Raw genomic sequence first — 24,213 nt, forward strand, 5'->3', positions numbered from 1 at the left:
CCCCTTCACCGGGGCGCCCGGCAGCCGGTTCGCGTATGCGGACCAACTCACCTTTCTGGGACGCGGGTTGGGCCCTGGGACCCACGACGGTGAGACGCCCCGACCCTGGGGTGACCGGTTGTCAGGTCAGCCAGGGGCCGGGGGCGGATCGCGTATGTCTGCTGTCGGTGGCCTACCCGTAGCGGGCGGCAAGCCCGTGGAGCGGCACTTCTCCGACCCGGAGGCGGTGAGGCGGCCCGCAGGGCGTTCCGGGACGAGGGGCTGCCGGTCACGGTGGTGCACAGCCCGGCGAAACCCGGCGACAGCACGAGGAAGCCCGGGGCCTTCGACGAGTAGCCGAGTAGCCTGCACGCGTGGGGTGACCCGGAGCGGTCGGGCGACGGAGGAGAGAGCGGTATGCGACGTGTAGTGCGGGGCTTCTGGGGCCCTCGCCCGGAGTCGGCCGAGGCCCTGGCCGAGCGGTGGCGGCAGACCCTCCAGGGGCTCGCCGCCCTGGTCCCGGAGGCGGCGGACGCCTGGAGCCAGGTCCACGCGGACGGCCCCGCGACCGCCATCACGGCGGACGGGGAGGCGCTGCTCGGCGCGGTGCGCACCGCCCGGAGTGCCGCCGACTGGTCGGACCTGACGGGCACCGGCCTGCGGCTCGTCGGCACGGGGACGCCCGGCTGGGAGGCGGAGGTCAGCGGGGTGGCCGGGGGAGCGCCGGAGTTCCTGCTCCAGTCGCTCGCCGTCATCCTGTACGCGCCGGACAACGCCCCCGTCCCCGAGGAGGACATCCTCACCCTCCTCGCCCGGGTGTGGGAGCCGGACTTCGGTGATGTGAGCGACGACGACGTGCTGGACGCGCTGGAGGACGAGGCCGGGTTCTCGGCCGGCGACCCGGTCGTGGGCCGCACCGGCTACCTCTCCCCGGCCCGCGCCGCCCTCGTACCGGAGGATCTGGAGGCGGTCCGCCAGGAACTCCCGGGCGGCGGCGAGCTGTTGAGCATCGCGGCCCCCGGCGACAGTGCGGCGGTGGTCCGCGCGTACGAGCGCCTGCGCGAGGCGGGGGCCCTGGCCCCGCTGCCCCGCCCGATGGACCGGGCACTCCTGTGACCTTCCGGGCCGAGGAGTTGGACCACCGCTGGGGTCCCCGCCGGAGCGACGGCGACGCACCGCCGGTGCCGGCCGTTCCGGTCAGCGACCGGGCGGTGCCCCGGGAGTAGCGGAATTTCGTTGCCCTTGCCGTACCTCAGATCTGGCTCAACGAACCTTTCCGGCTCTGTTCGCCGACCGGGTGTGCGCTGTACGAAGTAGGTGAGCCACTCGGAGTCGGACCGTCAACGGCAGGGGCACCTCATGAATCAATTCTGGTCCATCATCGCGGCGTTCGTCGTCCTGAACGTCGTCGGCTTCCTCGGTGCGCTCGCCTTCGTCAAGCTCAACCGGCTGTTCCATCGGCGGCGCGGATAGCGGCCTCACACGCTCGCGTCGCGGTGGGTCGGGCGGCCGTCGACCGCCGTGAGCAGCACCGGCAGGTCCGGCAGGTCGGTGGCGGCCGTGGTGAGCGGGTTGTCGGCGAGGACCGTGAGGTCGGCCCGGCAGCCGACGGCGAGCCGCCCGGCCTCCCGTTCCTCGCCCGCCGCCCAGGCCGCGTTGACGGTCATGGCCCGGAGGGCTTCGAGGGCGGTGAGTGCCTGCTCCGGGCCGTGCGGGGGCTGGGTCAGGTCGCGCGATGGGCGGCGGTGGCGGGCGCCGGCCATGACGCCCAGCGGAGGGAACGGGGCGATAGGCCAGTCGGAGCCGATGACGACCTTCGCCCCCGCGTCCCACAGGTCGCGGCACCGCCAGGCCCGCGACGCGCGCTCCTCGCCGAGCCGCCGGGACCAGTTGTCGGTGTGGTCGGCCCGGGTGAAGTCGCAGCAGTGGGTGGGCTGCATGGAGGCGATGACGCCCAGCTCCGCGAACCGGGCCAGGGTGTCGTCGGGCACCGTCTCGATGTGCTCGATCCGGTGGCGTACGGAAGGGCCATCGGCGGTCACCGCCGCCGCCACCGAGTCCAGGGCGTGCCGCACGGCCGCGTCCCCGATCGCGTGCGTCGCGGTGGGGACCCCGGCCCGGTGGAGTTCGCCGATGACGCGGGTGTACGCCTGCGGGTCCGGCCAGAAGGCGTGCGTGGACTCGCCGTGGCAGTCGGGGCGCTCCAGCCAGGCGGTGCCGTTGTCGATCGTGCCGTCCATGAAGAGCTTGACGCCCGCCGTCCGCCACAGCGCCCCGCCGCGCCCCTGTCCCTCGATCAGCTCCCGTACGGCATCGGCGTCCGCACCGGGCCGGCACCAGGGCGCGACCCGCAGCCGCAGCGGCAGTTCACCGGCCGCGTCCAGCTCGGTGTAGAGGGCGGGGCTGTCCCCGTTGGCGTCCATGACGTGCCCGCCGGTGAGTCCGGCGGCGGCCATGGAGCGCAGGGCCGCCGCGAGCCGGTCCCGGCTCTCCGCGCGGGTGGGCCGGGGCGCGGCCCGCTCGACGAGTGCGCAGGCGGCGTCCTCCAGCAGCAGCCCGGTGGGCCGCCCCCCGGCGTCGCAGACGACCTCGGCCGCCTGGTCGAAGGTGCGCGGCCCGTCGACGCCCGCGAGCTCCAGGGCGCGCGCACTGGCCAGCATGGAGTGCGCGTCGAAGAGCAGGAGCAGGGCCGGTACGCCGTCGAGTACGGGGGAGAGGGCGGCGGACTCCACCGGCCGGTCGCCGAACACGTTCGGGTCGAGCCCCCAGGCATGCAGCCAGCCGCCGGGGGCCAGCCGCCGCACTTCGCCCGCCAGCGCCTCCCGTACCGCTTCCAGGTCCCTGCAGCCGGACAGGTCCAGCCCATGGGTCAGCTCGGCGCCCGTGACCGGGTGGAGGTGCCCGTCGGTCAGGCCCGGGGTCACCACCGCGCCCTTCAGGTCGATCACGGTGGTCGGCGCACCGGCCAGCGCGCGGATCTCGCGGTCGTCGCCGAGCGCCGCGATCCGCCCTCCGGAGGCGGCCAGCGCGGTCTCCGGCAGGAGGCGGCCCGTGACCGGGTCGAGCAGACGGGCGGAGAGCAGGACGAGGGAGGGGTGGTGCACGGAGACTCCAAGGGCGTTCTTCGAGAGGGCGGTTGGGGGGAGGTCGGCGGTCAGTCGCTCAAGGCGCCTTCCGTAAGGCCCAGTTCGCGTTCTGCCGTGGCAACAGCCATGCGGACGACGGCAGTGGGGTGCTCGCCCGTCCCGGTATTGGCGTGGGCACCGAGCCCGTCGAGCACCACCAGGATCTGAATGGTCGTCAGGGATGGTTCGGAGGTGCGGAATTCGTCGCGTTCGACGCCCTCCCGGATCACCCCCTCCAGGCGCCCCCGCCAGGCGGCCTCCTGCTCGGTCACCCGGTCGCGCAGGACGGGCCGGTAGCGGCTGAGGTGGCGGGCGTTGATCCAGAGCCGGCTGATGGCGTCGTACGGCTCCCCCGTTGTTTGGGCCAGGAACCGTGCGAGGCGCTCCGTCGGGGTGGCCCCGGGGGACTCCTCCGGCAGCAGCGTGTCCAGCTCGCCGCTCGCGGCGCTGCCGAACGCCTCGGCCACCAGCTCCTCGGCCGACGGGAAGTAGTGGCTGATCAGTCCCGGCCGGACCCCCAGCTCCTCGCCGATCCGCCGCAGGGTGATGCACTCCAGCCCCTCGGCCAGGGCGACGGCCGCCGCCGCGTCGACGATTTCCGCACGTCGGGCGGCCGGACTTTTCCGGATGCGGGGGCGCTGAACTCTTGACGACATGCCGTGAACGTTATTGAGTGTGCGACCAATAAGCAAGCAGGTGGGTACGACCAGCACCCGGAGGGCCCATGGCGTCCACGATTCCCGACCCGCTTCCCGGACGGCACGACACCGCGTGCGCCCCGGCGGAGGCGTCCCCGGCGCCGGACCGCACGGCGCCGCGCATCGAGGCCCACGGCATCGACCACATCCCCGAAGCCGAGCGCCGGGGCCGGCCGCGCGAGCTGTTCTCCGTATGGGCGGCGGCCAACGTCAACTACCTCAGCCTGCTGGCCGGAGGGGTCCTCGTCCTGATGGGCCTGACCCTGGCTCAGGCGCTCGCGGTGATCGTGGCCGGCAACCTGTTCTGGCTGCTCACCGGAGTGCTCGCGATCTCCGGACCGGCCTCGGGCACCCCGAGCGAGGTCATCACCCGGGCGATCTACGGCATCCGCGGCAACCGGGTCAACAACGCGGTCGTCGGCTGGGCGATCTCCGTCTGCTACTTCGCCCTCAACCTGGCCGCCGCCGCGAGCGCCGCCACCGCGCTGGCCGAACGGGCGGGCATCGCGGCGGGCGACGGCGCCACGGTCGCCGTCGTGATGGTGATCGCCGCGCTCACCCTGGCCATCAGCGTCTACGGCCATGCGGCGATCGTGAAGCTGTACCTCCCCATCACCCTGGCGCTCGCCCTGGCCTTCGCCGTCGTCGCCGTCAGCGTCCTCGGGCGCGCCGACCTCTCCTACCGCCCCGCCGAGCCGCTGCACGGCACCGCCCTGTGGGCGACCCTCGCGGCCGGGCTCGCGCTGGTCGCGGCGGGCCCGTTGTCGTACACCACCAGCGCCGACTTCTCCCGCTACCTGCCCCGTACGACACCGAAGAGGGCGATCGTCGGCTGGACCGCCCTGGGCGGCTTCCTGCCCAGCGTCGTCGTCTGCTCGCTCGGCGCGCTCGCCGCCACCGCCGTGGACATGAGCGACCCGCAGGCCGGACTGGAAGGACTCCTCCCGGCCTGGTTCGTCCCCGTCTTCCTGCTGGCCCTGGTCCTCGGCACGATCGCCATCAACGCGCTGACCGCCTACAGCGCGGGCCTCGCCCTCCAGGCCGTGGGCCTGCGCATCCGGCGCTCGTACAGCGTGCTCGTGGACGGGGCGGCGGCGGTCTCCCTCACCCTGTACGCGCTGCTCGTCTCCGACCTCCTGGGCACCGTCAGCAACGTGCTCCAGCTCACCGTCGTCCTGCTCGGCCCCAGCATGGCCGTCTACGCCACCGACATCCTGCTCCGCCGCAACCGCTACGACGGCCCGGCCCTCACGGACGAGAGCCGGGGCAGCCCGTTCTGGTACACCGCCGGCGTCAACCCGGCCGGGGCCCTCGCCCTCACCGCGGGCGTCACTGCCTCGGCCCTGTGCGTCGACACGGTGTACACCGGACCGGTCGCCGCCGCCCTCGGAGGCGTCGACCTCTCGCTCCCGGTCGGGATCGCCGTCGCCGCCGGGTGCTACGCACTCCTGGCACGGCGCGCACTTCCGACGCGGAAGTCCTGACCCGGACCGCCGGGGAGGGCGTCGCGGCCGGTCACCGCCGACAGCGGGCGAAGGCGCGCGGGGCGTTCAGCGGCGGGCCCTGCGCACTGTGTCGGCGGCGAGGCCGACGAGTGCCAGGAACAGTGCCGCACCCATGACCGCCGGTACGGCCGGGCCCTCGCCCGGTGCGCTGCCGAGGAAGTCCAGCGCGGGGACCCCGTTGAACATCGCGTACCACAGGAGCGGATACCCGGCCTGGAAGAGCCGGGGGCCTCGGCTGAGAGAGCCGCACGCCAGCGCCAGCGCGGGGACGAACAGCACACCGCCGAGCCCGGCCGCCGCCGCTGTCACGTCACCGGAGACCGCCAGCCGCAGGATCGGGACGGAGGCCGTCAGCAACCCGAACGCGATGCCTGCGGACAGACCGGCCAGCAGCCGCCGCCCGGCACCCGGGCAGGCGGCGAGGAGGTCGTCCACCGTCCCGGCCTCCGCGCGGTGGCCCAGCCGGGACCAGATCAGCACCGGCCAGAGGACCGCCAGCGCCAGCACGGGCACGACCAGGCTGTCGACGTCCACCAGCGCGGCGGTGACCAGGAGCGCCGCCGTACCGGCCCACCACCACGGGTGCACCCCCTTCAGCAGCACCCGCACTTCACTGGAGAAGGCTCCGAAGAAGGTTCCGAGGGGCGAGGCCCCGAACCGGACCGGTGTCATCCGCGCCGGGTCCAGATCGAAGGAGGCGCTGCGCCTCGCCTCCGGCTCCGACTGCCCGGCCGACCCCGGTGCGGTGGCCGCGTTCCGTACGAAGGCTGTGCCCCGTACGAAGGCTGTGCCTCGTGCGGAGGTCGCGTCCCGGACGAATGCTCCGGACGCACCCGCGACCGGCGCCCCCGTCCGGTTCACCGGCGTCGTGGGGTCGAAGCGGCGGAACCACAGTGCGGCGACCGTGGCGATCAGCACCGAAGTGCCAGTCAGTAGTATGGAGTTGAGCAGCAGGCCGCCGTCCGCGTCGCCCGGTCCGAGCCCGGCCCAGTCGAAGGTGGCGAGCTCCCCGTCGGCAGCGGTGAGTCCCACCCCGAAGTGCACCGAGGCGGCCGGCCCGCCGCCCGCCACGATCGCCGTACGCATGGAGTCGCCGATGCGGTCCATGCCCAGGAGGTCGTAGCCGCCGGAGGACTGGGCCGCCATCATGCCGACCAGCCACACCACGAACCACACCAGGGCGCCGATGCCGCCGCGCAGCCCCGGGACGGTGTCGAAGAGGACCGCGCAGGCCGCGACCACGGCCAGCAGCGGGAGGGTGATCAGGACGAAGGGGACGAACAGGCGCACCAGGTCGACTCCGTACGACTCTCCCTTGAGCAGTTGCGTTCCCAGGGCGGTCAGCGCCAGCGCCAGCAGCATCGAACCGAGCACGAGCAGGTTGCTGAGGAATGTGCCGAGGAGGTACGGGATCCGGCCCAGCGGGGTCGCGGCCAGGATCTGGCCGACCCCGGTGCGCTCGTCCTTGAGGACGGTGCCGCGGGTGATGCTGAATCCGGCGAGGGCCAGCCAGACGGCGCCGCCGAGCGCGGTGACCGTACCGACGTAGCCGCTGGTGTAGAGGCCGCGGTAGCCGCTGATCTGGAAGATCCGGAAGTCGGAGTCACCGACCGGCGCCGCCAGCAGGCCCAGCGCCAGGGTGCCGAGCAGGACCACGAGATACGCGGGGCGGCGGCGCCTCTCCCGGAAGGCGGCGAGGGCCACCGCCGTGACCGGGCCGCCCGTCACCGCCCCACCGCCTGGGGGCGGGCGTCCGGCAGCGAGGACGTCGTCAGGAGGTACGCGTCGTCCAGCTCGGGCGGGACGGGCTCGGCCCCGGGCAGCGGCTGACGGTCCGCCAGCAGCCGGACCCGTACCCCCAGGGGAGTGCGGGTGGTGGAGCTGATGACGAACTGCGTTCGCAGGGCGGCCAGTTCCTGCGAGGGCAGGGTGACCTCCCAGACCGAGCCCTCGGCCGGGCGCAGCAGCTCCTCGGGTGTGCCGTGACGGAGCAGGCGCCCCCGCGCCATGATCGCGATGCGGTCGGCGGTGGCGGCCACGTCGGAGACGATGTGGGTGGAGAGGATGACCACGCGGTCGGCGGCGAGTCCGGAGAGGAGGCCGCGGAACCGCATGCGCTCCTCCGGGTCCAGGCCCACGGTCGGCTCGTCGACGATGATCAGCCCGGGGTCGTTCAGCAGCGCCTGGGCGATGCCGACCCGGCGGCGCATACCGCCGGACATCGATCCGAGCCGCCGCCCGGCCGCGTCGGTGAGGTTGACCAGCTCCAGCAGCTCGGCGATCCGGCCCCGGGTGGACCTGCGGTCCAGCCCCTTCGCCGACGCCAGGTAACCGAGGAACTCCTTGGCGGTCAGCTGCGGATACCCATCGAACTCCTGGGGCAGGTAGCCGAGGGTCCGGCGCAGCTGACCCGGGTGCTCCCCGATGTCGACGCCCTGCCAGCGCACGTGGCCGGACGTGGGTCTGGTGACTGTGGCGAGCACTCGCATCAGGGTGGATTTCCCGGCGCCGTTGGGGCCGAGCAGTCCGAGCACTCCGGGTCCCAGGTCCAGGGAGAAGGAGTCGATGGCCCGTGTGCCGCCGGGGTGGACCTTGGTCAGCTCGGTGATCTGCAGATCCATACGTGTTCAGCTTTCCGTTTTCCGTGAGAACCGGGCCGGTCTGCGGGGTGGGCCCGGAGATATCAGTTCTGCCGTGTCACCAGGACGCGTCCACGGGGGCTCTCCACGGTGATTCGGTTGGAGGCCCCGGGGGTGTGGGGGACCCCGACCCGGTACGTGTCGTGGTCCTGGGCTCTGCCGTCGATCCGGTAACGGGTGGTGTCACGGGGGAGGGTGAGCCTGATGTCACCGATGCCCGTACGGGATGCAACCCGGCTGGGAGCTTTGCGGAACGCGAGGGTGTGGTCGGCGTTGTCGCTGCGCACCTCGACGTGTGCGGAGCTGGAGTCCCGTACGACGATCCGTCCGGTGCCGGAGCTGAGCCGCAGGGTGCCCGAGCTCCGCTCGACCCGGATCGCCCCGGTTCCGGTGGTGGCCGTCAGTGCGTCGGCGAGCCCTCTGGCCACCACATCGGCACCTGTGGTGACCACGGTGACGGCCACCCCCGAGGGCACCTTCACGGTGTACTCGCTGCCGCAGTTGAGGACGAGCCCGCTGCACTTGGCGGTGAGTTCGAGGGTGTTTCCCTTCAGCTTCCAGGAGGCGTTGCCGTCTTCGGCGGCCTGGCCGGTGAGGTTGCGGTCGACGGTGAGGTCCGGGCCGTCGGCCGTCTCCAGGCGCAGATCGCTGCCGGACTCCACGGTCAGGCTGCTGCCCTTGAGGCCGAAGGTCCGGCTGTCGTTGCGGGGCTTGACGCCGAGGTCGCCGATCGAGCCGCAGGAGCTGAGCGCGAGCGCGGCCGCCAGGGCCGCCGCACCGGTGCTCCATCGAGTGAGTGGCTGCATGCCGACCATGCTGTCCGGCTCCGGCGGGGAGGGGTATCTGCCGATCGGGAGACAGCGGAGAGCGCGGGTGGGGGCCACCGAGGTCGGCCGAAAGGGCTACCTGGGCTTGGGCGTTCCCGAACCCGCCGTCCTGCTGCCTGGCCCGGCGGCCAGGGGGAAGTCCGCGGTCACCTGCCAGCCGGAGGGCTCGGCGGGTTCGGCCGTCAGCCTTCCGCCCAGCGCACGGACCCGCCGCTCCAGGGCCGCGAGCCCGGTGCCACCGCCCTTCCGCCCGGCTTTCACGACGGCCGCCGGGGCGTCCTCGCCACCGGCCGCGCCGCCGTCACCGTCGTCCACGACGCGGACCCGCAGCACCTCGGCGCCGCTGCCGCTGCCGCCAGGCCGGGGGCGGCGGGCGACCGTGACGGTCACCTCGGAGGCGGACGCGGCGTGCCGCCGGATGTTGGTGAGCGCCTCCAGCACCACGCGGTACCCGACCGGGCCGACGGCGTCCGGCGCCGCGTCCAGGGTGCCCGGTGCCAGGTGCAGCCGGGTGGGAATGGTTCCCGTCCGGTTGAACCGCTCGATGAGGGTGGGGACTTCGTCCAGGGTGAGGACGCGCCCGTGCTCCTCATGGGCCTCACGGGCCTCATGGCCCTCGCGGCCCTCGCGCTCCTCGCGGCCTTCGCGCTCCTCGTCCGGAGCGGTCCCGGGCCCCCGTGCCCCGGCGGACCGTGGGCGCTTCTCGTCGCCGTCCAGGTCGCTCAGGATCCGGATCGTCCGGTCCATGGCCTCCAGCGCGTTCACCCCGGCCGCCTCGATCTGCGGCAGCAGGGCCAGCGCCCGTTCCGGCGACGACCGGGCGAGCGTCTGCGCGGCCTGGGAGAGCACCATCACCCCGGTCACGTCATGGGCCGCGAAGTCATGGAGATCGCGGGCGACGGCGAGCCGCCCGGCCCGGCGCTCGGCCGCCACGGCGATCCGGCGGTGGCTGTCCAGGGACCGCAGATAGCAGGAAGCGCCCACGGCGACGGCCGCCGCCGCGCCCCAGACCACACAGAGCAGCACGGTCTCGCGGGGCCCGGCGGGCGGCTCGATGGTCAGCGCGATCCGCAGCGGCAGCACCGTCACCGTCGCCGCCATGACCAGCGCGACCACCGTGGCGACGACGGGCCCCGGGTGCCGGACGGCCGGGACGACGACCACCAGAAGGGCGAACGTCTCCAGCAGGATCCACAGGGCCGTGGCGTTGTCGGCGGGCCCTTGGTAGAGGGCGGTCGCCCCGAGCGAGACCAGGCACACCACGGGGGCGGTGGCGACCACCCGCTTCAGCCCTGTCGCGGGCAGCCACACCGTGTGCACCACGGCCGCCAGCACCGCGACCACCGTCGAGACCAGGACGAGGGGGTGGATTCCCCCGCCCCGCGCGACCGCGACCGCGGCCGACAGGACCGCGACCGCCAGTGCCGCAGCGCCAACTGGCCGGGCGAAAAGGGATAGTTGATTCCACACGCAGATCGATGCTACAGCGTGCGAGGATCATGTCATGGCGACCCGGATTGTGATCGCGGACGACCACCGAAGCGTGCGGGACGGGTTCCGCTGGATTCTCGGCGGGCAGCCGGACATGGAAGTCGTGGGCGAGGCGGCGGACGGGCGCGAGGCGCTGGAGGTGGCCCGTGCGGAACGGCCGGACGTCCTGCTCGCCGACATCCACATGCCCACCATGGACGGGCTGGAGCTCACCAGGGAACTGGCCCGGGAGGTCCCGTCGGTCCGGGTGGTGGTGGTCACCACCTTCGACCTGGACGAGTACGTGCATACGGCGCTCCGCTCCGGCGCCTACGGCTTCCTGCTGAAGCGGTCGGGTGCCGCGCTGCTGGTCGAGGCGGTGCGGGCCGCCGTGAACGGCGACTCGCTGATCAGCCCGCAGCTCACCACGCGGCTGCTGCGCGGTGTCACCGGGCCCCGGCGCGCGGCCCCCGGCAGCGCCGGGCGGCTGACACCGCGTGAACGGGAGATCGCCGAGCTGGTCGCCGACGGGATGACCAACGCCGACATCGGGGCGGAGCTCTTCATCTCGCCCGGCACGGTGAAGACCCACCTCGCCCGCATCCAGGGGAAGTTGGAGGTGCGCAACCGTGTGGGGATCGCGGCCTGGGTGTGGGACGCGGGGCTGCGGGGGGAAGGGAAGTAGGAAGCCGGACCTACCGGCGAACGGAAGCGGTGGCCGCCTACAGCCACGCCCGCTTCACCGCCATGTGCCTACAGCCGTGCCCGCTTCACCGCCATGTGCAGCAGCAGCCGGTCCTCGCCGTCGTTGAGGTCGAGGCCGGTGATCTGCTCGATCCGGGAGAGGCGGTAGTAGAGCGTCTGACGGTGGACGCCCAGCTCGGCCGCCGTCCGGCTGGCCTGGCCCGCGCAGTCCAGGAAGATCTCCGCCGTGTGGGCCAGCTCCTTGTGGAGCGGGGTCAGGAGGGTGGCGACCGCGGGGTCCGTGCCGGTGCGGGGGAGGGCGGTCAGCAGGCGGTACGGGCCGATGGCCGACCAGCGGGCGACCGGGCCGAAGCGGGTCTCGGCGTGGGCCGCGCGGGCGGCCGCCACCGCCTCCCGCCAGGAGGCCGTCAGCTCGTCCAGGCCCCGCCGGGGTGCCGCGATCCCTCCGGCGGCCCCCGGGCCCGCCGTCGTACGCAGCCGGTCGGCGGCGCTCGTCGCCGGGTCCAGGCGGTCCGCCGACCGCAGCCGGATCAGCGCGGCCAGCGACAAGGGGCCGACGCCCCCCGCCCCCGCGACCGTAGCCAGCGCCGCCGCCGAGGCCACGCCCCGTACCGACGGGGTGTCGTCGGCCGTCCACGGCGTCACGCACACCACCGTGTGCAGCCCCTCCGCGTCCTGGCCCAGGGCCTCCCGCAGCGCCGCCACCGCCGCGTCGTGCTGCCGCCCCGGACCGGCCGTGAGCACCGCGCCGAACTCCCGTGAGAGGTCGGCCCCCGCCCGGGCCTCGTCGGCCAGCAGGGCCCCGATCCGGGCGGCGACCTCCATCGCGGCGGTCAGCTGCTCGTCGGTCGGCCCGGGGTCGGTGTCGAGGAGCCAGACGTAACCGAGGACGACACCCCGATGGCGTACCGGAAGGCAGACGCGGTCCCGGAAGACCCCGGCCTCCGGGGCGGCGGGGATGCGGACCGGGCCGGTCGCCCGGGTGATGCCGAACCCCTCGAACCAGGCGCGGACGGCGGGGGTGGAGCGGCGGGTCAGGATCGAGCGGGTGCGGACCGGGTCCATCGCGCTGTCGTCGTCGCTGTCGTGGGCCCCGAAGGCGACCAGGCCGAAATCGCGGTTCTCCAGGGTGGCGGGGGCGCCGAGGAGAGCGGAGATCTCGTCGACCAGTTCCTGGTAATCGCCTGTCACCCCGCCATTCTCGCACTCCGCCCCGAGCTTTTTCATACAGATGTCTGAGATGGCGGCCACGGATGCGTGACAGGTGTCGATGGCACAGGATCGGAGCGGTACCTAGATTTCACGGTGGTTATCCGTGCCGTACCGGTCTGTTCATGTCCGTTCGCATACGTTCATGTACCTGCCGTTACGGCCCCTCGTCCGTACATTCGTGGAGGTGCCCCGTGCTGGGTCCCGTGATTCTCGCCGCATCGCGCAGCGACAAGATGCGCCGGTTCGTCTCGGCCGCGCCCGGCACCAAGCAGGTCGTCGACCGCTTCATCGCCGGGGAGACCGTCGACCAGGTCGTCCCGATCGTCGAGGACGCCGCCGACAAGGGCCTGGAGGTCACGCTCGACGTCGTCGGCGAGGACATCACCACCCCCGCCCAGGCCGAGGCCGCCCGCGACGCCTATCTGGAGCTCATCGAGCGGCTCAAGACCCTCGACCTGGGCCCGCGCGCCGAGATGTCCGTCAAGCTGTCGATGTTCGGGCAATCGCTGGAGGGCGGCCACGAGCTCGCCCTCGCCAATGTGCGCCCGGTCGTCGAGGCGGCGGCCGCCATCGGCACCACGGTCACCCTGGACGCCGAGGACCACACCACCCTCGACTCGATGTTCGCCATCCACGAGGAGCTGCGGAAGGACTTCCCGCAGACCGGCTGCGTCATCCAGTCCTACCTCTTCCGCACCGAGGACGACGCCCGCCGCCTGGCCGACGCCGGCAGCCGCGTACGCATCGTGAAGGGCGCCTACAAGGAGCCCGCCTCCGTCGCGTACCAGGACAAGGCCGAGATCGACAAGGCGTACGTCCGCATCACCCGCATCCTGATGGAGGGCGCGGGCTACCCGATGATCGGCTCGCACGATCCCCGTCTCATCGCCATCGCCCAGGAGCTGGGCCGCCAGGCCGGGCGCAAACTGGATGAGTACGAGTTCCAGATGCTGTACGGCATCCGCAGCGACGAGCACGTCCGGCTCGCGGCCGAGGGCCACCGGATGCGCGTCTACACGGCGTACGGCACCGACTGGTACGGATATTTCATGCGCCGCCTCGCGGAGAAGCCGGCCAACCTGCTGTTCTTCGGCCGCTCGATCCTCACCAAGGGCTGAGCCCACCAGCCGGACCGGCCTCCGGGCCGACCCACATCCACCGCCGACACCAAGGAGACAAGGCACCCATGGACGCCGTCACCCAGGTCCCCGCGCCGGTCAACGAGCCGGTTCACTCCTACGCCCCGGGCTCCCCGGAGCGCGCCCGTCTGGAGGTGAAGCTCAAGGAGCTCGCCGACAACCCGATCGACCTGCCGATGACCATCGGCGGCGAGAAGCGGATGGGCGGCGGCGAGCGTGTGAACGTCGTACAGCCGCACAACCACCAGTCCGTCATCGGCACCTTCGCCGGAGCCACCGAGCAGGACGCCCAGGACGCCATCGACGCGGCCCTCGCCGCCGCTCCGGCCTGGCGCGCGATGTCCTTCGACGACCGTGCCGCGATCATCCTGCGCGCCGCCGAGCTGCTGTCGGGCCCGTGGCGCGAGACGCTGGCCGCCTCCACCATGCTCGGCCAGTCCAAGACCGCCCAGCAGGCCGAGATCGACACCCCCTGCGAGCTCGTCGACTTCTGGCGCTTCAACGTGCACTACGCGCGGCAGATCCTCGCCGAGCAGCCCCCGGCCAACTCCCCGGGCGTGTGGAACCGGATGGACCACCGCCCGCTGGAGGGCTTCGTCTACGCGATCACGCCGTTCAACTTCACGGCCATCGCGGGCAACCTCCCCACCGCCCCCGCCCTGATGGGCAACGTCGTGGTGTGGAAGCCGTCCCCGACCCAGACCCACGCCGCCGTGCTGCTCATGCAGCTCCTGGAGGAGGCCGGTCTGCCCAAGGGCGTCATCAACCTGGTCACCGGTGACGGCATCGCCGTCTCCGAGGTGGCGCTGAACCACCGCGACCTGGCCGGTATCCACTTCACCGGCTCCACCCCCACCTTCCAGCACCTGTGGAAGACGGTCGGCAACAACATCGCCAACTACCGCACCTACCCGCGGCTCGTCGGCGAGACCGGTGGCAAGGACTTCGTCGTCGCGCACCCCAGCGCCGACCGCGCCGTGCTCAAGACCGCGCTGACCCGCGGCTCCTTCGAGTTCCAGGGCCAGAAGTGTTCGGCGTCCTCGCGCGCGTACGTCCCCGCCTCCATCTGGAACTCCGGTTTCCAGGAGGAGTTCGCGGCCGAGGTCGACTCCATCAAGATGGGTGACGTCACCGACCTGACGAACTTCATCGGGGCCGTCATCGACGAGCGCTCGTTCGCCAAGAACAAGGCCGCGATCGACCGCGCCAAGTCCGACCCGGCGTGCACGATCGTCGCGGGCGGTACGTACGACGACTCGGTGGGCTACTTCGTCCGCCCGACCGTCATCGTCTGCTCCGACCCGGAGAACGAGGTCTTCACGACCGAGTACTTCGGCCCGATCCTCGCGATCCACGTCTACGAGGACGCGGACTACGACGCCATGCTGGAGCAGATGGAGTCGGTCTCCGACTACGCGCTGACCGGCTCGGTCATCGCGGGCGACCGCGCGGCCGCCGCGTACACGATGGAGAAGCTCCGCTACGCCGCGGGCAACTTCTACATCAACGACAAGTCGACCGGCGCCGTCGTTGGCCAGCAGCCCTTCGGCGGCGGCCGTGCTTCCGGCACCAACGACAAGGCGGGCGCCCCGCAGAACCTCCAGCGCTGGACCCTCACCCGGGCCATCAAGGAGACGCTGGTCGCGCCGACCGAGTACACCTACCCCCACCAGGGCTGACGCCCTTCCCCGGGGCGCCGCAGCACGACGCCCCGGGCCCGGGTCCTCCCAGCGGAGGCCCCTCCTGAGCACCGCCCCCCGACCGGTCCCCCTACCGGCCGGGGGGCGGTTTCCATGTGTGCCCCTTCGTGAGGAGGCTCCTCAGATCTCCACCAGTACCTGGTCGAGCGACTTGCGTACGAGGCCGGGGACCTCGCAGTCGTCGGACGGGTAGCCCACGGGGATGACCGCGAACGCCTTCTCGTTCTCCGGCCGGTTCAGCACCTCACCGAGGAAGCGCATCGGGCTCGGGGTGTGGATCAGCGCGGCGAGCCCGGACAGGTGCAGGGCGCTGAGGAGCATCCCCACCGCGATGCCGACCGACTCGTCGACGTAGTAGTGCTTGCGCTTGGTGCCGTCCTCGCCCAGCCAGTAGCGCTGCTGGAACACCACGATCAGGCCGGGCGCGTCCGTCATATGGGCCTTGACCGCGTCGGTGCCCAGCGGGCGCAGGGCGGCCAGCCACTCCTCGCCGAGCCGCCCGTCGTAGCTCAGCTTCTCCTCGTGCTCGGCGGCCTCCCGGATCCTGCGGCGCACCTCGGGGTCCCTGACCAGCACGAAGGTCCACGGCTGCTGGTGGGCGCCGGAGGGGGCGGTGGCCGCGCACGCGACGGCGTCGCGCAGCACCTGCTCGGGGACCGGATCGGGGGAGAACGCGCGGACGGTCCTGCGCTCGTCCATCCGTTGCCGCAGCCGGGCGGCTCGGGCGAGGGACTCCTCGGGGGCGATCCGCTCGGGGCGGTAGGGCGTGGGGCGGTACGGGTCGCCATGGGTGGGCGACCATTGCTGCGGTGCGGGTGTCGTGTCGGACATGGGCGCAGTGTGCGGGGCGGGGGCGGCCGGGGGAAGCGGGGCGTCGGTCAGTACGGGGGCCGGTCCCGGTCAGTGTCCGGTGACCGGGGTTCGCGGCGGGCCGCCGACGGCCCCGGGACGCGCGGTCTTGTCATGAAGGTAATGTCCATGTCAAATTCCTTCTCGGTACGTCCCCACACGTCACCCGAGAAGGAGTTCCCCCCATGAGACGCAACTCCCGTGCGCGCCTGGGCCTTTCCCTGCTGCTCGTCGCCGGAGCGCTCGGCCTCGGCGCAACCCCCGCCACCGCCACCGCCACCGCCCCCACCACCTCCGCCGAAGTCCACTCCGCCGCTGCTGCCCCCTCGGCGATCCCCTCGGCGTCCGCGTACGCGCTGGACGCCGCCGTCGAACGCAAGCTCGGCGCCGACACCGCGGGCACCTACCTCGACCGCGCGACCGGCAACCTGGTCGTCACCGTCACCACCGACCGGGCCGAGGAGCAGGCCCGCGCCACCGGGGCCACCGTGCGCCGGGTGGCCCGCAGCGCCGCCCAGCTCGACGCCGCGATGGAGACCCTGGAGGCCGAGGCGAAGATCACCGGCACCTCCTGGGGCATCGACCCGCGCACCAACCGGGTCGCGGTGGAGGCCGACTCCTCCGTCTCCGCACGGGACATGGCCCGCCTCGAAGCCGTCGCGAAGCGGCTCGGCGGGGCGGTGAGCATCAGCCGCGTCCCCGGTGTCTTCGACCGTGAGGTGCTGGGCGGCGGGGCCATCTACGGCGGCGGCAGCCGCTGCTCGGCCGCCTTCAACGTCACCAAGGGCGGGGCCCGTTACTTCGTGACCGCCGGGCACTGCACCAACATCTCCGCCAACTGGTCGGCCAGTTCCGGCGGTCCGGTCATCGGCGTCCGGGAGGGCACCAGCTTCCCGACCAACGACTACGGCATCGTCCGCTACACCGACGGCTCCTCGCCCGCCGGAACCGTCGACCTCTACAACGGCTCCACCCAGGACATCACCTCCGCCGCCAACGCCGTCGTCGGCCAGGCGATCCGCAAGAGCGGCTCCACCACCAAGGTGACCTCCGGCACGGTCACCGCCGTCAACGTCACCGTCAACTACAGCGACGGGCCCGTCTACGGCATGGTCCGTACCACCGCCTGCTCGGCCGGCGGCGACAGCGGCGGCGCCCACTTCGCCGGGACGGTCGCCCTCGGCATCCACTCCGGCAGCTCCGGCTGCTCCGGCACCGCGGGCTCGGCCATCCACCAGCCGGTGGTGGAGGCGCTCTCCGCGTACGGCGTCTCGGTGTACTGAGCCAGTACCGGTTCCGTACGCCGTACGCGTCCGGCTCCGTCACCTGCGCGTCCGGCCGCTGCCCGGGGCGTTCCGTCCCGGGCAGCGGCCGCCCCGCCCGAATCGCCCCTGCGTGCCTGGTGGGAGCGGGTGCCTGGGAAACTGGGGGGATGACCGAGCTCCCCGCGGTGCACGCCGCCCACACCTATGAGCTGACCGCGGCTGTACGGGACGAGATCCGCGCCCTGCTGGACTCCGCCTTCGAGGGCGACTTCGGCGACGACGACTGGGAGCACTCCCTGGGCGGCGTCCACGCCCTCGTCCGCGACACCGGGGGGCTGCTGATCGCCCACGGCTCCATCGTCCAGCGCCGGGTGCTCCACGAGGGCCGCTCGCTGCGCGCCGGATACGTCGAAGCCGTCGCCGTCCGCCCCGGCCGCCGCCGTCAGGGGCTCGGCCACCGGGTGATGGGCGCGCTGGAACGGGTCGTCGACGGGGCCTACGAGTTCGGCGCCCTGTCCGCCTCCGACGCGGGCGCGGCGCTCTACGGGGCGCGCGGCTGGCAGGTGTGGCCGGGGAGCCTCGCCGCCCTCGGCCCGCACGGGACCGTCCCGCTGCCGGAGGAGGAGGGCAGCACCTACGTCCGCCCGGCCGCCGGGCACGTACTGCCCGCCGCCACCGACCCGCTCGTCTTCGACTGGCGCGACGGCGACCTGCTGTGAGGCATGGTCGACTTGCTCCGGGGCGTGGTCAACGACCCGCCCCTGGGCCTCAGTCGGCGACCCGGATCAGCATCTTGCCGGTGTTCTCGCCCCGTAGCATCCCGAGGAACCCGTCCACCGTCCGCTCGAAGCCGTCCACCACCGTGACATCGGGCACGACCAGCCCGCTCCGCAGATGCGGCACCAGGAAGTCCTCCAACTCCGCTGCCACGTCGTAGAAGTTACGCACCATCACCCCTTCCAGCCGCAGGCTCTTCTCCACGATGTCGAACAGGTTGCGCGGGGCGGCGGGCGGCTCGTGCGCGGAGTGGTACTGGGAGATGGCGCCGACCCAGGCGATCCGCCCGTGCTCGCGGAGTACGGAGATCGCGCCCTCCAGGTGGTCCCCGCCGACGTTGTCCACGTAGGCGTCGATCCCGTCCGGTGCCGCCTTCGCCAGCAACTCCCCGACCGGGCCGTCGTGGTAGTCGAACGCCGCGTCGAAGCCGAGCTCCCCGGTCAGCCGGCCCACCTTCGCGGGCGTCCCCGCGCTGCCGATGATCCGCCCGGCGCCGAGCAGCCGGGCGATGCGCCCCACCGCCGTACCGACCCCGCCCGCCGCCGCCGAGACGAAGAGATCCTGACCGGCCCGGAACTCCAGCGTCCGGGTGAGCGCCACATAGGCGGTGAGCCCGGTGCCGCCGAGGATCGACATGTACGCGGTGAGCGGGACCCCGTCGTACGTGGGCACCTTCCGCACCCCCGCCTCGCCCGGCGCCACCACCGCATGGGTCCGCCACCCCCGGCGGTGCAGGACGAGGTCCCCCTCCGTGAACCCGGGGGCACGGGAGGCCGTCACCCGGCCCAGCGCCCGCCCCTCCAGCGGGACGCCCAGCTCCCAGCCGCCGTCCATCTCCTCGCGGTGGTACGGGTCCACGGAGAGGTAGAGGTTCTCCACCACCGCCGTGCCGGGGGCGGGCTCGGGGACAGGTGCCTCGTGGACGGAGAAGAGGTCCGCGGTGGGGAAGCCGTGCGGGCGGGCGGCGAGGTGGATGGTGCGGGAGGTGCGGGCGGTACCGGTGGTGCGCTGTGTCGTCATGACGTCGACGGTAGGAGGGAAAGGGGCGGGGGAGGGAGAGGGTGGTGTCGATGGAAGAATCGTTTCCATGAACAGCTTTCATGGGCCCGACTTTCCGGGGTCCGGTTTGCCTGGGCCCGGCTTTCCTGGGCCCAGCTCGACCGGGTCCGGCTTCTCTGAGGCGCGATGACCGACCTCGCCCCGCACGAGCTCCGCGTCATCGCGGCCGTCGCCGACGCGCGCGGGTTCTCCGCCGCCGCCCGCGCCCTCGGCATGACGCAGTCCGCCGTCTCCCACTCCGTCCGGACCAGCGAGCGCCGGATCGGCGCCGTGCTCTTCGAGCGCGGCCGCCGGGGCGCCACGCCCACCCCGGCCGGCGACGTGGTCGCCGGGCACGCCCGGCGCATCCTGCGGCTGCTCGATGTGATGGGCGCCGAGGCCCGGGGCATCGCCGCGGGCCCCGCCGGGGCGGACACCGTGAGCGGGCCGCTGCGGATCGCCGCGTTCCGCAGCGCCGCCCTGTATCTGCTGCCGCCCGCGCTGGAACGCCTCACGGCCCGCCACCCGGGGGTCGAGCCGGTGGTGCGGATGGTGCGTGAGGTGGGGCGGGGCACGGCCGGTGAGGTGCTGGACGGGCGGGCCGATCTGGCCGTCGCGACGGTCGGGACCAGCGCGCCGGTGGAGCCCGGGCTGATCGGCGGCGTACTGCTGGAGGAGGAGTACTCCCTTGTGCACCCGGCCGGACACCCCGCGCCCCGGACGCTGCCGCTGGTCGACTGGGCCGAGAACTGCACCTCGTACACACGTGACTGGTGGGCGGCCCAGGCGTGGATCCCCCGGGCGACGGTGGAGGCCGAGGACGACGGAGCGGTGCTCTCGATGGTGTCCCGTGGTCTCGGTATGGCGATCATGCCCGGTCTGTCCCTGTTCGGAGCACCTGACGGAATCGAGATCACTGCTCTCGGACCCGACCGGCCCACTCGCTCGATCGGCTATGTCACCACCCCTGAGCAGGCGCGATCCCTCGCCGTACGGGCGCTGATCCGGGAACTCCGGGCGGAGCGCGGGGGAGTGGCCGTCTCAGATAGTAGGAAGTCCGACTAACTGTAGAGACAGAGTGGCTCGGCTGTCCTAGCTTTGTAGGAGCCGAACGAACTCGCTCGATCGAGCGACTGTGGCGGTTGCGGGCGCACGCCCTGAAGCAGGTAACCCCTGCGGCGTACGCTCCCCGCTCCTTCCGGCACCTCGAAATCCGATCCCGGCCAGGCCCCGGCGCCGCCCTGCGATGTGCGGCCCGCCCCCCCGGCATCCATGCGATCTCAAGGAGTCGATCCATCATGGCCAACACCACCACCCGCCGCGTCCGTCACAGCTCCCACCAGGCCGAGGCCGAGCGCCGGAACGCCGCCGCCGCGCTCCAGCGCGCCCTCGACCGCCGGGACAACGGCGGCTCGACCGGCCACTGAGCGGCCTACTGGGCCGCCGCGCCGCTGGACAGCCCGCCCGCCGCGCCACTGAGCGGCCCGCGCAGCCACTGAGCGGCCCGCGCGGCCGCTGAGCCGCCCGCCCCCACCCCGTAACCCTCTCGCCCCACCCCGAACGCCCGTGCCCGCTGTCCGCTGTCCGCCACCCGCTGTCCGCATCGTGGACGTCGGGTGTCATGGGGTGGGACGCACCGTTAGGCTTTCCCGCATGTCTCGCAGCATCGATCTCGCAGTGATCCCCGGTGACGGAATCGGCCAGGAAGTCGTGGCCCAGGGCCTCAAGGTCCTCAACGCTGTGCTCCCGCAGGATGTGAAGCTGGAGACCAAGCAGTACGACCTCGGCGCCCAGCGCTGGCACCGCACCGGGGAGACCCTCCCGGACGCGGAGCTGGAGGCGCTCAAGAACCACGACGCCATCCTCCTCGGCGCGATCGGCGATCCGTCCGTGCCGTCCGGCGTCCTGGAGCGCGGGCTGCTGCTGAAGCTGCGTTTCGCCTTCGACCACTTCATCAACCTGCGCCCCTCCAAGCTCTTCCCGAACACCGCGACCCCGCTCGCCGGCCGCCCCGACATCGACTTCGTCGTCGTCCGTGAGGGCACCGAGGGCCCGTACACCGGCAACGGCGGCTCCCTGCGCACCGGTACGCCCGCCGAGGTCGCCACCGAGGTCAGCGTCAACACGGCGTACGGCGTCGAGCGCGTGGTCCGGGACGCCTTCGAGCGCGCGGCCGCCCGGCCCCGCAAGAAGCTGACGCTGGTCCACAAGAACAACGTCCTCGTCTACGCCGGCCACCTGTGGAAGAACACCTTTGACCGGGTCGCCGCCGAATACCCGCAGGTCACCACCGACTACCTGCACGTCGACGCCGCGACGATCTTCTTCGTCACCCAGCCGGAGCGCTTCGACGTCATCGTCACCGACAACCTCTTCGGCGACATCCTCACCGACCTCGCCGCCGCCGTGACCGGCGGTATCGGCCTGGCCGCCTCCGGCAACATCAACCCGACGGGCGCGTTCCCGTCGATGTTCGAGCCGGTCCACGGCTCCGCCCCCGACATCGCGGGGCAGGGCAAGGCCGACCCGACCGCCACGGTCCTCTCCGTCGCCCTCCTGCTGCGCCACCTCGGTTACGAGGCCGAGGCCGTGCGCATCGAGGACGCCGTCTCCGCCGACCTCGCGGAGCGCGACGGAGCCGCCGCCACGCGCACGACCGACCAGATCGGCGACGCCCTCGCGGTACGCGTAGCGAGCTGACCCGACGACTCCACTTCGAAGCCGCCGGGTCGCATCAGCGCCCGGCGGCTTCTCCTGTGCGGCCTCCGGGTGCCACCATCGACCCCCGGACCGCATTCCCACCATTTCGTGCCTGGCCCCCCGCAAGCGATAATCGAACGCGGGGCCGTGGCTCGCGGTAAAGCTCGGACGTCCTACGACCTGGCCGAAAAGCGTCGGGCGAGAACGGGTGTGGGCGCGGTCCATCACACACAAGACCGGTGAAGGACACGCACTCATGACGACGCCCACGATCGAGCTCAAGCCCTCCTCGAACCCGCTGTCCGACGCGGAGCGCGAGGCGATTCTGGCCAACCCCGGATTCGGCCGGCACTTCACCGATCACATGGTGACGATCCGCTGGACCGAGGGCCGCGGCTGGCACGACGCCGAGCTGGTCCCCTACGGCCCGCTGTCCCTGGACCCGGCCAACATGACCCTGCACTACGCGCAGGAGATCTTCGAGGGGCTCAAGGCCTACCGCCAGCCCGACGGCTCGGTCGCCTCGTTCCGCCCCGACGCCAACGCCCGCCGCTTCCAGCGCTCGGCCGCCCGGCTCGCCATGCCCGAGCTGCCCGTCGAGACGTTCATCGCGGCGTGCGACGCGCTGGTGCAGCAGGACAAGGCGTGGGTCCCGGCGCACGGCGGCGAGGAGTCGCTGTACCTGCGCCCGTTCATGATCGCCACCGAGGTCGGCCTCGGCGTGAAGCCGGCCAATGAGTACCTCTTCCTGGTCATCGCCTCGCCCGCAGGCGCCTACTTCCCCGGTGGCGTGAAGCCCGTCTCCATCTGGCTCTCCGAGAACCGCGTCCGCGCCGTCCCCGGCGGCATGGGCGACGCCAAGACCGGCGGCAACTACGCGGCCTCCCTCCTCGCCCAGGCCGAGGCCGCCGAACACGGCTGTGCCCAGGTCGCCTACCTCGACGCCGTCGAGCACAAGTGGGTCGAGGAGCTCGGCGGGATGAACCTCTACTTCGTGTACGCCCAGGAGGACGGCACCAAGAAGATCATCACGCCCTCCCTCACCGGCTCCCTCCTCGCCGGGGTCACCCGCGACTCCCTCCTCAAGGTCGCCCGTGACCTCGGTTACGGCTCCGAGGAGGGCCGTATCTCCATCGACCAGTGGCGCGACGACACCGCGAAGGGCACCCTGACCGAGGTCTTCGCCTGCGGCACCGCCGCCGTCATCACCCCCGTCGGCACGGTGAAGACCGCGAGCGGCGAGTGGACCCAGGGCGACGGCACGCCCGGCGAGGTCACCATGAAGCTGCGCGAGCGCCTGCTCGACATCCAGCGCGGCACCGCCGAGGACACCCACGGCTGGATGCACCCGCTCGGCTAGGAGGCTCCCGGCCCCTGGACCAGGCCGCACCGGCTCCTCAGCCGGTGCGGCCTTTTCCGTACCCGAGAAGTAGAGCGCCGCTCTAAATCTGCCGCAAGAAACTTCCGTAAAGCTGTGAAATGCAGTTAGAGTGACACTCTAATAACCGCGACCAGGAGCCCCCCCATGGCAGCCACCCCCACCCCCGCCTCCTTCCGTATGCCCCCCGAGTGGGCCCCCCACGAGCGCACCTGGATGGCCTGGCCCGGCCCCAACCCCACCTTCGCCTCCGACGCCGAGCTGGACGGGGCCCGCCGCGCCTGGGCCGCCGTCGCCCGGGCCGTACGCCGCTTCGAGCCGGTCACGATGGTCGTCGGGCCGGGCCAGGAGGAGGGCGCCGCCGCCCTGCTCGGGCCGGACGTCGAGCTGGTCGTACGGCCGCTGGACGACGCCTGGATGCGGGACATCGGGCCCACCTTCGTCACCGACGGCCGCACGCTCGCCGCCGTCGACTGGACGTTCAACGGCTGGGGCGCCCAGGGCTGGGCCCGCTGGGAGCGCGACCAGCACATCGCGCGGGCCGTCGCCGAGCTGACCGGCACCCCCGCCCACAGCTCCCCGCTCGTCAACGAGGGCGGCGCGATCCACGTCGACGGCGAAGGCACCGTCCTGCTCACCGAGACCGTCCAGCTCGGCAAGGAGCGCAACCCCGGCTGGAGCAAGGAGCAGGTCGAGGCGGAGATCCACGCCCGCCTGGGTACGGAGAAGGCCATCTGGCTGCCGCGTGGGCTGACCGGCGACTACGGGACGTACGGCACGCTCGGCCATGTCGACATCGTCGCCGCCTTCGTGCGCCCGGGCACCGTCGTCGCCCACGTCCAGCCGGACCCGGCCCACCCCGACCACGAGGTCACCCGGGAGCTGCTGGCCGTCCTGCGCGCCGCCACCGACGCCCGGGGCCGCCCGCTGGAGGTCGTCGAGGTGCCCGCTCCCACCGTGCTGCGGGACGAGGACGGCGAGTGGGTCGACTACTCCTACATCAACCACTACCTCTGCAACGACGGCGTGGTCCTCTGCGCCTTCGACGACCCGCGCGACGAGGAGGCCGCCGCGATCTTCCAGGGCCTCTTCCCGGACCGTACGGTGACCCTCGTCGACGCCCGTACGATCTTTGCCGGCGGTGGAGGCATCCACTGCATCACCCAGCAGCAGCCGAAGATCTGACCCCGAGAGCAGCCGAAGGTCC

22 protein-coding genes are annotated in these 24,213 nt (G+C 72.6%); 12 read left to right on the forward strand and 10 right to left on the reverse strand.

The window, feature by feature from the left end:
- Positions 1-396 precede the first annotated feature (396 nt).
- Positions 397-1,095, forward strand: a complete 699-nt coding sequence (locus ACFW9Z_RS13215) for a hypothetical protein (RefSeq protein WP_384638882.1) — start codon at positions 397-399, stop codon at positions 1,093-1,095.
- Positions 1,096-1,457: 362 nt separating this feature from the next.
- On the opposite strand, the gene ACFW9Z_RS13220 is transcribed toward ACFW9Z_RS13215, so the two are convergent.
- Together ACFW9Z_RS13220 and ACFW9Z_RS13225 are read right to left on the reverse strand one after the other, a co-directional pair.
- A complete protein-coding gene (locus ACFW9Z_RS13220; RefSeq protein ID WP_384638885.1) occupies positions 1,458-3,083 on the reverse strand; it encodes an amidohydrolase in 1,626 nt (541 codons plus the stop codon).
- A 50-nt stretch (positions 3,084-3,133) separates the two neighbouring features.
- Positions 3,134-3,760 (reverse strand): TetR/AcrR family transcriptional regulator, encoded by a 627-nt coding sequence (locus tag ACFW9Z_RS13225; protein ID WP_384638888.1) that lies wholly within the window; start codon positions 3,758-3,760, stop codon positions 3,134-3,136.
- Between the two features lie 68 nt (positions 3,761-3,828).
- Here ACFW9Z_RS13225 and ACFW9Z_RS13230 point away from each other — a divergent pair, with 68 nt between their 5' ends.
- On the forward strand, positions 3,829-5,286 hold the full coding sequence (locus tag ACFW9Z_RS13230; protein WP_384638890.1) for a purine-cytosine permease family protein: 1,458 nt from the start codon (positions 3,829-3,831) through the stop codon (positions 5,284-5,286).
- Positions 5,287-5,352: 66 nt separating this feature from the next.
- Here the strand turns inward: ACFW9Z_RS13230 and ACFW9Z_RS13235 are convergent, their stop codons facing one another.
- The 4 genes from ACFW9Z_RS13235 to ACFW9Z_RS13250 form a co-directional block, all read right to left on the reverse strand.
- Positions 5,353-7,035, reverse strand: coding sequence for a hypothetical protein (locus ACFW9Z_RS13235; protein ID WP_384638893.1), 1,683 nt, complete (start codon positions 7,033-7,035; stop codon positions 5,353-5,355).
- Complete coding sequence (locus tag ACFW9Z_RS13240; RefSeq protein ID WP_384638896.1) at positions 7,032-7,928, reverse strand: ABC transporter ATP-binding protein; 897 nt, start codon at positions 7,926-7,928, stop codon at positions 7,032-7,034. The genes ACFW9Z_RS13235 and ACFW9Z_RS13240 overlap by 4 nt, the downstream gene beginning before the upstream one ends.
- 62 nt (positions 7,929-7,990) lie before the next feature.
- Positions 7,991-8,752: a hypothetical protein gene (locus ACFW9Z_RS13245; RefSeq protein ID WP_384638899.1), complete on the reverse strand. Its 762-nt coding sequence runs from the start codon at positions 8,750-8,752 to the stop codon at positions 7,991-7,993.
- Between the two features lie 96 nt (positions 8,753-8,848).
- Positions 8,849-10,243 (reverse strand): sensor histidine kinase, encoded by a 1,395-nt coding sequence (locus ACFW9Z_RS13250; protein ID WP_384638902.1) that lies wholly within the window; start codon positions 10,241-10,243, stop codon positions 8,849-8,851.
- A gap of 34 nt (positions 10,244-10,277) precedes the next feature.
- On the opposite strand from ACFW9Z_RS13250, the gene ACFW9Z_RS13255 reads away from it, so the two are divergent.
- Positions 10,278-10,928 (forward strand): response regulator, encoded by a 651-nt coding sequence (locus ACFW9Z_RS13255; RefSeq protein WP_384638905.1) that lies wholly within the window; start codon positions 10,278-10,280, stop codon positions 10,926-10,928.
- Between the two features lie 68 nt (positions 10,929-10,996).
- On the opposite strand, the gene ACFW9Z_RS13260 is transcribed toward ACFW9Z_RS13255, so the two are convergent.
- Positions 10,997-12,139 (reverse strand): PucR family transcriptional regulator, encoded by a 1,143-nt coding sequence (locus tag ACFW9Z_RS13260; RefSeq protein ID WP_384638908.1) that lies wholly within the window; start codon positions 12,137-12,139, stop codon positions 10,997-10,999.
- Positions 12,140-12,351: 212 nt separating this feature from the next.
- On the opposite strand from ACFW9Z_RS13260, the gene ACFW9Z_RS13265 reads away from it, so the two are divergent.
- Positions 12,352-13,278 (forward strand): proline dehydrogenase family protein, encoded by a 927-nt coding sequence (locus tag ACFW9Z_RS13265; RefSeq protein WP_384638911.1) that lies wholly within the window; start codon positions 12,352-12,354, stop codon positions 13,276-13,278.
- Between the two features lie 68 nt (positions 13,279-13,346).
- A complete protein-coding gene (gene pruA / locus ACFW9Z_RS13270; RefSeq protein WP_384638914.1) occupies positions 13,347-14,978 on the forward strand; it encodes an L-glutamate gamma-semialdehyde dehydrogenase in 1,632 nt (543 codons plus the stop codon).
- Positions 14,979-15,119: 141 nt separating this feature from the next.
- Here the strand turns inward: pruA and ACFW9Z_RS13275 are convergent, their stop codons facing one another.
- Positions 15,120-15,830, reverse strand: a complete 711-nt coding sequence (locus tag ACFW9Z_RS13275; protein ID WP_384638917.1) for a nitroreductase family protein — start codon at positions 15,828-15,830, stop codon at positions 15,120-15,122.
- Positions 15,831-16,033: 203 nt separating this feature from the next.
- Here ACFW9Z_RS13275 and ACFW9Z_RS13280 point away from each other — a divergent pair, with 203 nt between their 5' ends.
- Both ACFW9Z_RS13280 and ACFW9Z_RS13285 read left to right on the forward strand, forming a co-directional pair.
- A complete protein-coding gene (locus ACFW9Z_RS13280) occupies positions 16,034-17,131 on the forward strand; it encodes a S1 family peptidase (protein ID WP_384638919.1) in 1,098 nt (365 codons plus the stop codon).
- 149 nt (positions 17,132-17,280) lie between these two features.
- Positions 17,281-17,832 (forward strand): GNAT family N-acetyltransferase, encoded by a 552-nt coding sequence (locus ACFW9Z_RS13285; RefSeq protein ID WP_384638922.1) that lies wholly within the window; start codon positions 17,281-17,283, stop codon positions 17,830-17,832.
- A gap of 49 nt (positions 17,833-17,881) precedes the next feature.
- Here ACFW9Z_RS13285 and ACFW9Z_RS13290 read toward each other — a convergent pair whose 3' ends face one another.
- On the reverse strand, positions 17,882-18,910 hold the full coding sequence (locus ACFW9Z_RS13290) for an NADP-dependent oxidoreductase (protein WP_384638925.1): 1,029 nt from the start codon (positions 18,908-18,910) through the stop codon (positions 17,882-17,884).
- A gap of 165 nt (positions 18,911-19,075) precedes the next feature.
- On the opposite strand from ACFW9Z_RS13290, the gene ACFW9Z_RS13295 reads away from it, so the two are divergent.
- Entirely contained in the window at positions 19,076-19,993 is a 918-nt protein-coding gene (locus tag ACFW9Z_RS13295; protein WP_384638928.1) for a LysR family transcriptional regulator, read from the forward strand.
- A 233-nt stretch (positions 19,994-20,226) separates the two neighbouring features.
- The gene (locus ACFW9Z_RS13300) at positions 20,227-20,355 is read left to right on the forward strand and encodes a hypothetical protein (protein WP_384638931.1); all 129 of its coding nucleotides are present in this window, start codon (positions 20,227-20,229) and stop codon (positions 20,353-20,355) included.
- Between the two features lie 5 nt (positions 20,356-20,360).
- On the opposite strand, the gene ACFW9Z_RS13305 is transcribed toward ACFW9Z_RS13300, so the two are convergent.
- The gene (locus ACFW9Z_RS13305) at positions 20,361-20,519 is read right to left on the reverse strand and encodes a hypothetical protein (RefSeq protein ID WP_384638934.1); all 159 of its coding nucleotides are present in this window, start codon (positions 20,517-20,519) and stop codon (positions 20,361-20,363) included.
- A 62-nt stretch (positions 20,520-20,581) separates the two neighbouring features.
- Between ACFW9Z_RS13305 and ACFW9Z_RS13310 the strand changes: the two genes are divergently transcribed.
- The 3 genes from ACFW9Z_RS13310 to ACFW9Z_RS13320 all read left to right on the forward strand — a co-directional run bounded on the left by ACFW9Z_RS13310 (position 20,582) and on the right by ACFW9Z_RS13320 (position 24,191).
- Complete coding sequence (locus tag ACFW9Z_RS13310) at positions 20,582-21,628, forward strand: 3-isopropylmalate dehydrogenase (RefSeq protein ID WP_384638937.1); 1,047 nt, start codon at positions 20,582-20,584, stop codon at positions 21,626-21,628.
- A gap of 256 nt (positions 21,629-21,884) precedes the next feature.
- Complete coding sequence (locus ACFW9Z_RS13315; RefSeq protein ID WP_384638940.1) at positions 21,885-22,988, forward strand: branched-chain amino acid aminotransferase; 1,104 nt, start codon at positions 21,885-21,887, stop codon at positions 22,986-22,988.
- A gap of 165 nt (positions 22,989-23,153) precedes the next feature.
- Positions 23,154-24,191: an agmatine/peptidylarginine deiminase gene (locus tag ACFW9Z_RS13320; protein WP_384638943.1), complete on the forward strand. Its 1,038-nt coding sequence runs from the start codon at positions 23,154-23,156 to the stop codon at positions 24,189-24,191.
- Positions 24,192-24,213: the final 22 nt, after the last annotated feature.

Origin of the sequence: Streptomyces sp. NPDC059452, from assembly GCF_042750035.1 — a bacterium.
In the GTDB taxonomy this organism is placed as follows: domain Bacteria; phylum Actinomycetota; class Actinomycetes; order Streptomycetales; family Streptomycetaceae; genus Streptomyces.